Genomic DNA, 10,727 nt, shown 5'->3' on the forward strand with positions numbered 1-10,727 from the left:
CCGCACGGTTTGCCGGCGATGAGTACCTTGCCCGACGCGCCCACGGCCGATCCGCTGATCCTTACCCTGGAGATGGACCCGGAGACTTTCTGGCATTTCGACGGGTTGAGACGGCGGCATTTCCCGCAGAAGCTCAACGTCATCCCGGCCCATGCCACCCTGTTCCACCACCTGCCGGGCCTGGAGGAGGAGGGGATCGCCGCGACCCTTTCCGAACTCACGGCGGAGCGCGAACCGGCGGAGGTCGCAGTCACCGAACTTCGCTTCATGGGCCGCGGCGTCGCCTTCGCCCTCGCCTCCGACGCCCTGTCCCGGCTTCGGGACGAGATCGCCCGGCGTTACGCGGATGTTCTGACCGCACAGGACCAGCAGGGATGGCGGCCCCACGTCACCGTCCAGAACAAGGTCGCGCCGGACGTCGCCCGCACCCTGCATCATACGCTGGAGCGTGATTTCGAACCGTTCAGCTTCACCTCGCCGGGGCTGATCCTCTGGCGCTACCTTGGCGGGCCGTGGCAACAGCGGGGACGCTTCGCCTTCGGGCGGCATCGATGATCGAGGGACGACGAACCGATGACGAAGACAGCAGCATGAAGGCGCCGCTCCCGACCTATCTCCAGCATCCGCTGTTCAGCCACGCCACGGCCCTGTGGCTCCGCCTGCGCCTCAACGAGGTCGGCCCCCTCGTGGCGCTGCTGGGCGTGAGCTTCCTCGGCTACGCCTTCTTCTTCCTCGCCGACGAGGTCGGGGAGGGCTCCACCGAAGCGCTCGACCGCAAGATCCTGCTTGCCCTGCGCAACCCCGCCGACCTGTCGGACCCGATCGGGCCTCGCTGGCTCGAGGAGACGATGCGCGACATCACGGGACTCGGCAGCGTCTTCACCATCACCTTCGTGACCCTGAGCGCGGTCGCCTATCTGGCGCTCACCCGGCGGCACCGCATCGCCGCCTTCGTGCTGGGCGCCATCGGCGGGGGATTGCTCGTCTCGACGGTGTTGAAGATGTTCTACCATCGGCCGCGGCCGGATCTCGTCCCCCACGGCATGGACGTGTTCACCGCGAGCTTCCCCAGCGGCCACGCGATGATGTCGGCCATCGCCTACCTCACCCTGGCGACATTGCTGGCCCGCGTGGACCAGAACCGTGCCGTGAAGGTCCTGATCCTCCTTCTCGGTGTCGGGATGACGCTCATCGTTGGGGTGAGCCGGATCTATCTCGGTGTGCACTGGCCGAGCGACGTGCTCGCCGGCTGGTGTATCGGCGCGGCCTGGGCCTCCCTGTGCTGGTTCATGGCGCTGATCCTTCAGCGAAGAGGCGAGGTCGAGTCCCCCGATCCTCCGCCGGGCTGACCTTGCCCGAAGGTTTTGTTGGCAGAGTGAGTCCGGCGGGCGGCGCGAGGGGAACGCTCTTCACGCGATCCCATCGTGAACTGCCCCTTGCCGCATTGCGGCCCATCGCTGCCCTGACCTATGGTCCCGCCGATGAAGCTCACCGTGCCCGAACCCGACCTGCCGTATCGGCCCTGCGTCGGCATCATGCTGATCGCTCCCCGGGGGAGCGTCTTCATCGGCCGTCGCCGTCAGGAGGCGGGGCCGGAGCATGTGCAAGGAGACCGCGCCTGGCAGATGCCGCAGGGTGGGATCGATGAGGGCGAAGATCCTCTCGCGGCGGCCTTGCGGGAACTGCACGAGGAAACCAACGTCTCGGCCGGTTCGGTCGTACTCCTCGGGGAGACACCCGGCTGGCTCGCCTACGATCTGCCGCCCGCCGTACTGAAACAGGCCTGGAAGGGCCGGTATCGCGGACAGACGCAGAAGTGGTTCGCTTTCGGTCTCGTCGGGGACGAGACCGAGATCGACGTGCTTTCACCCGGCGGCGGCTTGCACAAATCCGAGTTCGATGCCTGGCGTTGGGAAGAGATGGACGGGTTGGCCGACCTCATCGTGCCGTTCAAGCGGCCCGTCTACGAGGCCGTGGTCGCCCAGTTCGCAGTCCTTGCCGGGTGGAGCGAGCAGGCGCAGAGGGCTGCCCCATCGCGATGATGCGATTGTGGTGGATCCCCATTTCCCTGATTCTGTCGTGGTTCGTCTACACGCTGACGCCGTTCTGGATGCTCTATGATCTGGCCTCGGCGGTGCAGGCACGGGACGTCGGGTATGTCGAACGGCACGTCAACTTCCGCATCCTGCGCCAATCCATGATCCGTCAGATTTCGGCCGCCGCCTCTCAGCCGAGGGGCGAGGCCGGTGCCGAGGTCGAGCTCTCGCGGGATCGACAGAGGCTGATCGAAGCCGCGGCGGCCCTGGCCGAACCTCTGACCGAATCCCTTGTGACGGCACAGTCGGTCATCGATCTCCTCGATGACGGTATTCCGCAATCCCTCGATATCGGCCTCCGCGGCGGCGATGCCGAGCATAGGAGCGACGTTCCCGCCGGATTGAGGATCGACACGATTTCTCGGCTGATCCCGTACTACCTCTCCTCGGAGATGCGGGGATTCCGCACCCTCGTCATCGCCGTGCCTCCCGAAGCGTCGCGGTCGCAGCGGTTCCGCCTGCGCCTGCGCCTGCGGGGGTGGTCGTGGCGGCTGGTTGAGATCGAACTACCGAGCGACCTGCGTAACCGCATCGCCAGCAAGGTGGCCCGCGTCCGCAATCATCCGGACCAGGATGCAGTACCGCCGCCCACCCCGCCCTGAGCAACTTTACACCCGACGACCTGCGACACTCCGAAGACTTGAGCGGGGGATGACATCGGGCTCGCGATGCGCGGGAGCCCCTCCAAACCGTGGGGACCGCGCGCTGAAGGTCGCGCTGTACGACCCTCAATGCACCGTGTCGGGGAGCCGTCGGTTGGTGAAGCGGGCATTGCCGAGGCCGGTGCCAATGGTGAGGACGCCCCATCGCGCGACGCCCGTCATGTCCGACATGGCCGAGAGGCCCTGCACTACGGCGTCGTTGTGCATCAGCACCATGGTATCGTGATCCCCGATGGTGGGAATGGCTTCCACCAGTCGTTCGGCAAGGTTGAAACGACTGCTCTCCCAATCGCCGGGCAGGTTCTGGCCACCGCGTTCGATGGTCCCGTCGGAGGCGATGACGCCGGGGCACCCGACCCCAATGAAGGGCGCGAGTTTCAGGCGCGAGCGCTCCGCCCGCGAGATCAGGTCGTTCAGCATCGCGATCAGGCGGTCGACCGCCTCGTCGCGGCTCGGGGCCGGATCCTCGTCGCGGTGGCGCCAGAGCTCCGAACGCCAGATTTCTGCGCGCGACAGGTCGGCGGCTTTCTTCAGGTTGGTCGTAACGACTCCCGCCCGGATGTTGCTGCCCCCGATATCGACGGCGAGCAGGCTGTCGTAGCCGGAAAAGATCCAGGACGGCGCGAGGTGGACGGCCCCGATCAGCCCGGCCTCGTCCGGGTGGTGACGGATCGGTTCGAGGTTCAGGTTGAGACCGCCGGCACGGAGGATCACGCTGGCCCGGTCGATGGCGAGCCGTCCGGCGAGGCTGTCGCTGAAACCGCCCCCGACGACGATGCTCTGGGTATCGCGCCACCCTTTCTGACGCAGGAAGCGCCGTACGACGGTGGCGAGCTCCTGCGCGAATTCCTCGATTGCGCCGAAGACCACGCCGGCGGCGAGCGGGGTACCGTCGATCAACAGATCGTCGAGGCGCCGCTTGCTGAAATCGTGGCTCGGCTTCGTGCCGAGCGGGTCGGGACCGAGCTTGCGCAGCTTTTCGCGCCAATCCTCCACGAGATCGCGGAAGGCCTTCTTCGATACGCGATCACCGATGAAGCCCTCGCCGTTCTTCAACTCGATGTTGTAATCGTCGAGGGTGACCGAGGGCAGGTCGTTCGACGCGTGGGAGAGGCTCGATCCGCGCGTTGCCGTATCCGTGCCCATGCTCGATCGATCCTTTCAGAGTGAGGGAAATGCCGACCGTCGAGATCCGGCCGCACTGGCCCGCCGCGTGGAGTTCGGCATGGCCAGCGATGCAAGCGTTCTCGCCCCGCGAGTGTTCCGTCCGAGACGCGATCCAGCTTTTGCGAGCGTGGTCACTTCGCCTTGGCGGGGACGCCCTCGGCGGGGGGAGCCTTCGGCTGGCGGGCTTCCATGAGATCCTCCGCCTTCTCTTCGTCGGTATCGCCGCTCTGCTCGATCGCCTTCTCGGGGTTGGTGGCCAGCGCCTTGATGATCGCGACGAGGCGATCGCATTCGCCCTCGTACTTGTACGTCTCCAGGATGATCGCTGCGTCACGCAGGGTGCGCAGGTCGCGCACCGCCTGCTTGTTGGCGGTTTCGCGAAGCTCGGATTTGCCGGCGATGGCTTCCTCGAGCTTCGCCCCCTTCACGTCGCACGCGGCCTTGGCGTTTCCTGTCGTGTAGGCGCTGAGCGTCGTGGCGCAGAGGACGAGAGCGGTGGCGAGCAGGGTGCGCATGGGGGATGGGGCTCCGGAAGGAATGGGGCGCGGTTGCGCTCAGGCGTAGTGGGGGAAACGGCGCAGGAGGCCGTTGGCGAGGGCGATGAGCTGGCTCGGGCGATAGGGCTTCGGCACGAAGATTGATTCCGCCACCGCATCCGCCTGCGAGAGACTTCCGCGTCCTCCCGACGTGTAGATGACCGGGAGGTTCGGACGCAGGCGCCGCGCCCGCCGGGCAAGGGAGAGGCCATTGGTGTTGCGGGCCAAATCGATATCGGTGAAGAGCAGGTCGACGCGTTCCCGCGCCAGGATGTCTTCGGCCTCCTCGGCGTCGGCGGCGCTGAGGACGCGGTAGCCTTCGTCCATGAGGGCTTCGACGGCCAGTTCGCACACTATGGCTTCATCCTCCACCACCAGAACGGTTTCGGATCCGCGGACGGAGCCGAAGTTCGGCAACGCGAAGGCAGCGTAAGCGACAGGGATCATGACGCAACTCCAACTCACCCGGGGCGGGACGAGAAGCCCGACGCCGGATCGTCACACCAACGGGAGTGGCGGCCGCGATGTTCGGTCCCGTTCACTCGAATTGCGCGGACTTGGTAAGCAATGCCTTAACCCTACCGAACCGGCCTCGGTCGTCCCGGGACGGAACGGGGCGGCGGGAGCGCGCGCGCTGCCATGAGCCGGAGCCTGTCATGAGCCGGACCTGGCATCTCGGCTTCGGCCTCGTCCTCACGGCGCTGGCCGGCTACGTGGACGCCCTCGGGTTCATCCGGCTGGGCGGCCTCTACACCTCGTTCATGAGCGGCAACACGACCCAGTTCGCCGTGGCGATAGGGCATGACACGCCCCTCCTGGCGATCCTGCCGGCCCTTCTCATCTTCGCCTTCTTCCTGGGAAGCCTGTGTGGGGGCGGGCTCTCGGCCCTGACCCCGGCCCGGTGGAGCACTCCGGTGCTTCTCGGCTTCGAGACGGTCCTGGTATCCGGCGCCTATCTCACCGCGGTGGAGGACCCGAGCCCAGGCCACGCCTCGCTGCTTCTCGCCCTCGCCATGGGCGCGCAGAACGCCGCTCTCGCCCATGTCCAGGGGTTCCGGGCCGGCACCACCTTCGTCACGGGAGCGCTGTTCAGCACCGGGCAGAAGCTCGCTTCGGCGCTCGCGGGGCGCGGACCCCGTTTCGGCTGGGTCGGCGACGGCCTCGTCTGGCTCTCGCTGCTATGCGGTTCCCTGCTCGGGGCGGTCGCCTATGGCCGCCTGGCGTTGTATGCCCTCGCCATTCCCGCCGGCATCGCCGGTTGTCTCACCCTGGTCGCGACGGTCATGACGGTGCTGAAATCGGCGCCGGATTCCGCATCCGCGTCCTGAGAGGTTCTTAGCCGATGAGCGCCAGCGCTCCCTCACTCGTCGATCACGTCGTTCCGCTGGAGGCTGGCGCCCATGTCTCCGGGGCCGTCTGGCTGAAGGACGTCCTGGCCCTGGCGCTGGGCGACGGCGCCGTGATGCTGGTGGGCCCCCACGAGACGCGGCGCGTGGCGGCTCACCCGGATGCCGGCATCCTGGTGGCCTCGGGTGACGGACGGCGGATCGTGACGGGCGGCGACGACGGACGCATCGTGGCCGTCGCGGCCGATGGCGACATGACCGAGGTGGCCGCCGCCAAGGGCGGGGCCTGGATCGACGCCCTGGCGCTCCATTCCGATGGCGCCATCGCCTATGCGGCCGGCCGCAACGTCGTCGCCCGCGATGCCAAGGGCCGGGAGAAGGTCTTCGCCGCGCCCACCACGGCGCGGGGGCTCGCTTTTGCGCCCAAGGGCTACCGCCTCGCCGTGGCGCATTACAACGGCGCCACCCTCTGGTACCCGAATCTCGAGACCGCCCCCGATTTCGTGGAATGGAAGGGCTCGCATCTCGACGTCACGTGGTCGCCGGACGGCCGCTTCGTCGTGACGACGATGCAGGAGAACTCGCTCCACGGCTGGCGTCTCCAGCCCGACCGGGGCCACATGCGGATGTCGGGCTATCCCGGCAAGGTCCGCTCGGTGAGCTGGTCGGGGGACGGCAACTGGCTCGCCACCAGCGGCGCGGAAGCCGCCATCATCTGGCCGTTCGATTCGAAGGAAGGCCCCACCGGCAAGGCCCCGCGCGAATGCGGCATCCGCCCGGCCCGCGTCACGCGGGTGGCGTTCCACCCCAAGGCCCTGGTCCTCGCCATCGGCTACGAGGACGGCTGCATCCTGCTCGTGCGCTTCGCCGATGCCTCGGAACTGCTGGTCCGGCCTGCCACCAAGGGCGGAGCGGTCTCCGCCCTGGCCTGGGACGGGCGCGGCGGCCGGCTCGCCTTCGGCTGTGCCGGTGGCATGGCCGGCATCCTGACGCTGCCGGGTTGAGGCGGCGATGGCGCTCCTCGGCTTCGGACGCCGGCGCGAGCCGGCCGACGATACCGCGCGCCGCCGGGTCGAAGAGTGGGTCCGCGACCTCGTCGAGCCCGGGACCGTGGTGAAGGTCAACGAGATCCTGTGCCCAGACCCCTCCTGTCCCGGCCTGGAGACGATCGTCCTCGTCATGAGGCCGGGGCGGAAGACGCAGGCCGCGAAGGTGGCCAAACCCCTGGCCGAGGTGACGCGGGCGGAGGTGGAAGCCGCCTTGGCGGACCTCACCTGACCGTTCGGGAACCGCCACGGAGCGGCCCCTTCGTGCGCCATCCGACCGTTCGGGAACCGCCACGGAGCGGCCCCTTCGTGCGCCATCCGACCGTTCGGGAACCGCCACGGAGCGGCCCTTTCGTGCGCCTCCCGACCGTTCGGGAATCGCCACGGAACCGCCACGGAACCGCCCTTTCGTGCGCCATCCGACCGTTCGGGAACCGCCACGCGGCTCGGCCTTTTGTCTGACGACGTCATGAGGGATGAATCGTGCTGCGTGTGATCCGGACCCTTGGCCTCGCCCTTGGCATCCTCGGCGGCATCGTCGCCGCCCAGGGGCCCGAATTCGCGCAGCAATACGCGCAGCGGCTCGGGGGCACCCTCGACGAGTTGCGACGCTCCATCGCCGCCCTCGACGCGGACGCCGCCGCGAGCGGGACCAACCGGCAGGGGGCCGTCGAGCGCCTGCGCGGCAACGGCGACGCCCTGGTGGCCCGTCGCGGGGAAGCGGCCCGCGCCGATATCGAGCGCCTGCAGCGTCTCGACGCGCAGAAGCAGGCCCTCACCGAGGCGGGCGGCCCCATGGGCCGTTTCGCCGCGCTGCTGCGCGACCCCGACATGGCGCTGGCCCGCGCCACCTACCAGGATTACGTGCCCGCGGTCCCGGCGAGCGCCGACGGGATCATCGCCGGATTCCTCGGCTTCCTGGCGACCTGGGCAGGTTGGCGGGTGCTGACGGATGTCGGCCGGCGCCTGGTTCCGAGGCGGCGGCAACCGGAGGCCGCGTGAAGGCAGGCGGCGGAGGACGCACGGGTGTTGCACGACATCTACAGCGCGCACCGCCTCCCTGCACTACGACTCGACCGGTAGCGCACGGGCGGACTCGTGGCGCCGTCGAACGGCTGCAATCGCACCATGGCCCGCGCGCCCACCTCTCGACCGTCCATCGATCCGGCCCTCGACGCGGCGGCCCTGCTCCGGCGCGTGGGGTTCTTCGGCCTGTTCGTCCTGCTTCCCGTGGCGGCCCAGGTGGCCCGGCGCGCCACCGTGATCCTGGCGCCCATCGCCATCGCGCTCATCGTCATCGCCAGCGCCATCGACGGCAAGCAACGGCCGCTCCGGGTGACGGCGACCCGGATGCTGACGTCCACGGCCTTCCTGGCGGGGGGGCTGGTCATCCTCTGGTCGGCCCTGTCCCTGGTCTGGACGCCGTTCCTCGGACCGGCGACGGAGCGCCTTCTGAATCTCACGGCCACCATCCTGATGACCCTGGCCGCCTATCTCGCGCTGCCGGACCGCATGCGCTCGGCCAACCTCTACCTGCTGCCGCTGGGCGTCATCGCCGCGTCCATCGTCTCCATCGTGTTCGGGCTGTTCGGCGACACGCTCCTGCGCACCATGCCCGAGGACCAGAGTTCGGTGGATCGCGGGCTGACGGTCCTCGCCCTGCTGGTCTGGCCCTCCGTGGCGTGGCTGCGCTCGCGCGGGCGCGACCTGGAGGCCCTCGGCACCGCCATCCTCGTGGCCCTGGCCCTCTCGATCTCGCCGAACATCACCCAGATCCTGGCGCTTGCCGTCGGCGCGGTGGCTTTCGCCCTCACGACCTATCGCCCCCTCGTCGGCGTGCGCGCGGTTGCCCTCGTCTGCGGCGGCCTGCTGGTGAGCGCGCCGTTCCTGCCGTTCATCGCCCGGCCCATCGGCATCGTCGCTTTGGGGCCGACGGCGCCCAATGTCCTCACCATCAAGGCGTGGCAGAAAGTGGTGACCACCGAGCCGGTCCGCCTCGTGACCGGACACGGGTTCGAGACCGCCTCGCGCGGCCGGTTCGTGAACCTGCTGCCCGGCAACGCCCCCACCACGATGCTGTTCGAACTCTGGTACGAACTCGGGATCGTGGGCGCCTTCGCCGCGGCCTTCGCCCTCCACGCGGCGATCCGCCATAGCGGCCGCTTGGCCACCGCCACCGCCCCCGGCGCGATCGCACCCGGAGCGATGGCGGTCTTCGCCAGCGCCTTCACCATCGCCTGTATCGGCGTCGGCCTCACGGTGATCTGGTGGGTGACGACGCTGACCGTGACGGTGCTCGTCTTCATCGCCGTGGAGCGCGGGCAGTTCCGCACCCGTCGCCCGAAGGCCAGCCTGCTCAGACCTCGCGCCGTGAGCCCGCGTCCCGCCAACGACGATTGACGGAACCGGGCAGGCTCATCCGGACCTCACTCGTCCGCCGCCGCCTCGATGGCGGCCATGTCGTCGTCGGACAGGCCCATATGGTGGCCGATCTCGTGGACGAGGACATGGGTGACGAGATGGCCGAGGGTCTCCTCGTGCTCGGCCCAATAATCGAGCAGCGGCCTGCGGTAGAGCCAGACCCGGTTGTGCCACTGCCCGGTCGCCACCTCGCCACCCTGCGCCAGGCCGACGCCCCGGAACAGGCCGAGCAGGTCGAACTCGCTCTCGCACTCCATCTCGCGGAGCGTGGCGTCGTCTGGAAAATCCTCCACGTGGATCGTCACGCCCTCGCACAGGGCGAGGAACTCCGGCGGCAGGCGGGCGAGGGCATCGCGTGCCAGGATCTCCACGTCGTCGAGGGACGGCGCCTGGAGATCGGCCCAATTCCGGGCGGGAGCGTTCATCCGAGGACCGGGAGGACCCGCTCGCCCAGGAACGCGGCGAGATCGTTGGTGATGTGGTCGATATGCGGCTCCTTCACCGCCTCCTGCTCGAAGGCCTCGCGGAACGGATCGATGGTGCGGGGCACGACGAGGACCGTCGCCATTCCGAACTCGTGGGGCACGACGAGATTGCGGGCGATGTCCTCGAACAGGGCCGACCGGCGCGGATCGACATCGTGCCGAACGAGGAAGCGCTCGTAGGTGGAGCGCTCGGGTTTCGGGACGAAGTCGGCGGCGGCGATGTCGAACACGTCCTCGAAATGGTCGAGGATGCCGAGCTTGGCGGCCACGTTCTCGGCATGGCGCCGGGAGCCGTTGGTGAGGATCAGCTTGCGGCCGGGCAACTGCTCGATGGCGTCGCCCAGGGCCGCGTCGAGGCGGATCGTGGAATGGTCGATGTCGTGGGCGAAATCGAGGAAATGATAGGGGTCGACATTCTCCTCCACCATCAGCGCCTTCAGGGTGGTGCCGTAGCGGTGGTAGAAATGCTTCTGCAGCGCCCGTGCCGAGATCCCGTCCAGGCCGTAGAGCTGCATGACGTACAGGGTGATCCGCTCGTCGACCTGCGGCCAGACGAGGGCGTCGCTGGGATAGAGCGTGTTGTCGAGATCGAACACCCAGGTGTCGACGCTCGAGAAGCCACGGGAGCCCGCGCTGGAGAGATGGCTTTCGCCGGGAAGGAACAAGGTGGCTGAACGGGGTTCGAGGCGGCGGGAGCGGTGCAGGACCGGATGCGATCGACAACGGTTACGATGAAATTGCGCCCTGCGAAAGGAAGCTCGGCCATTCGCTCGGGGCAATCGCTCGAAGCGCCCGCCTCGGTTGTCGCGCTGGCCTCGATCGCCGGGGCGCGCCGGCGCGGGATCGGGCTTTCGCTTCGCTCGAGGCTTGCCGGGACGTGCGTCCTGACAAGGCCGCGCCGCGAAGCCGATGAAACGGTTTCGAGGGATCGCCCCGGCCAATCGATCCTTCCCCGTGACGAAGCCGCC

Annotated in this window: 14 protein-coding genes; 9 read left to right on the plus strand and 5 right to left on the minus strand. The window is 68.5% G+C overall.

Features of this window, described 5'->3' with window-relative positions:
- The first annotated feature begins 18 nt into the window (after positions 1-18).
- From FV220_RS04345 to FV220_RS04360, 4 genes are all read left to right on the plus strand, one after another.
- Positions 19-555, plus strand: coding sequence for a 2'-5' RNA ligase family protein (locus FV220_RS04345; protein WP_147829868.1), 537 nt, complete (start codon positions 19-21; stop codon positions 553-555).
- 35 nt (positions 556-590) lie between these two features.
- Positions 591-1,349, plus strand: a complete 759-nt coding sequence (locus FV220_RS04350; RefSeq protein WP_018045214.1) for a phosphatase PAP2 family protein — start codon at positions 591-593, stop codon at positions 1,347-1,349.
- Positions 1,350-1,469: 120 nt separating this feature from the next.
- Positions 1,470-2,042 (plus strand): RNA pyrophosphohydrolase, encoded by a 573-nt coding sequence (locus FV220_RS04355; RefSeq protein WP_056140195.1) that lies wholly within the window; start codon positions 1,470-1,472, stop codon positions 2,040-2,042.
- Positions 2,042-2,698 (plus strand): DUF2939 domain-containing protein, encoded by a 657-nt coding sequence (locus FV220_RS04360; protein ID WP_056140811.1) that lies wholly within the window; start codon positions 2,042-2,044, stop codon positions 2,696-2,698. The genes FV220_RS04355 and FV220_RS04360 overlap by 1 nt, the downstream gene beginning before the upstream one ends.
- 126 nt (positions 2,699-2,824) lie before the next feature.
- On the opposite strand, the gene FV220_RS04365 is transcribed toward FV220_RS04360, so the two are convergent.
- The 3 genes from FV220_RS04365 to FV220_RS04375 form a co-directional block, all read right to left on the minus strand.
- The gene (locus FV220_RS04365; RefSeq protein WP_056140198.1) at positions 2,825-3,904 is read right to left on the minus strand and encodes an ROK family protein; all 1,080 of its coding nucleotides are present in this window, start codon (positions 3,902-3,904) and stop codon (positions 2,825-2,827) included.
- Positions 3,905-4,056: 152 nt separating this feature from the next.
- Positions 4,057-4,440, minus strand: coding sequence for a hypothetical protein (locus tag FV220_RS04370; RefSeq protein ID WP_056140200.1), 384 nt, complete (start codon positions 4,438-4,440; stop codon positions 4,057-4,059).
- Positions 4,441-4,479: 39 nt separating this feature from the next.
- Positions 4,480-4,908: a response regulator gene (locus FV220_RS04375; RefSeq protein WP_147829872.1), complete on the minus strand. Its 429-nt coding sequence runs from the start codon at positions 4,906-4,908 to the stop codon at positions 4,480-4,482.
- 209 nt (positions 4,909-5,117) lie between these two features.
- Between FV220_RS04375 and FV220_RS04380 the strand changes: the two genes are divergently transcribed.
- The 5 genes from FV220_RS04380 to FV220_RS04400 all read left to right on the plus strand — a co-directional run bounded on the left by FV220_RS04380 (position 5,118) and on the right by FV220_RS04400 (position 9,253).
- Entirely contained in the window at positions 5,118-5,789 is a 672-nt protein-coding gene (locus tag FV220_RS04380; RefSeq protein ID WP_056140205.1) for a YoaK family protein, read from the plus strand.
- A gap of 14 nt (positions 5,790-5,803) precedes the next feature.
- Positions 5,804-6,811, plus strand: a complete 1,008-nt coding sequence (locus FV220_RS04385) for a hypothetical protein (protein ID WP_056140208.1) — start codon at positions 5,804-5,806, stop codon at positions 6,809-6,811.
- 7 nt (positions 6,812-6,818) lie between these two features.
- On the plus strand, positions 6,819-7,085 hold the full coding sequence (locus FV220_RS04390; protein WP_147829874.1) for a hypothetical protein: 267 nt from the start codon (positions 6,819-6,821) through the stop codon (positions 7,083-7,085).
- 251 nt (positions 7,086-7,336) lie between these two features.
- Positions 7,337-7,855, plus strand: coding sequence for a DUF2937 family protein (locus FV220_RS04395; RefSeq protein ID WP_147829876.1), 519 nt, complete (start codon positions 7,337-7,339; stop codon positions 7,853-7,855).
- A gap of 126 nt (positions 7,856-7,981) precedes the next feature.
- Entirely contained in the window at positions 7,982-9,253 is a 1,272-nt protein-coding gene (locus FV220_RS04400; RefSeq protein ID WP_147829878.1) for a peptide ABC transporter permease, read from the plus strand.
- 26 nt (positions 9,254-9,279) lie between these two features.
- Here the strand turns inward: FV220_RS04400 and FV220_RS04405 are convergent, their stop codons facing one another.
- Positions 9,280-9,699 carry a metallopeptidase family protein gene (locus tag FV220_RS04405; protein WP_018045203.1) on the minus strand — a complete coding sequence of 140 codons (420 nt, stop codon included), beginning with the start codon at positions 9,697-9,699 and terminating at the stop codon, positions 9,280-9,282.
- A complete protein-coding gene (locus tag FV220_RS04410; protein WP_018045202.1) occupies positions 9,696-10,424 on the minus strand; it encodes a pyrimidine 5'-nucleotidase in 729 nt (242 codons plus the stop codon). The genes FV220_RS04405 and FV220_RS04410 overlap by 4 nt, the downstream gene beginning before the upstream one ends.
- Positions 10,425-10,727: the final 303 nt, after the last annotated feature.

It is taken from the genome of Methylobacterium sp. WL19 (assembly GCF_008040005.1).
GTDB classification, from domain to species: Bacteria; Pseudomonadota; Alphaproteobacteria; order Rhizobiales; family Beijerinckiaceae; genus Methylobacterium; species Methylobacterium bullatum.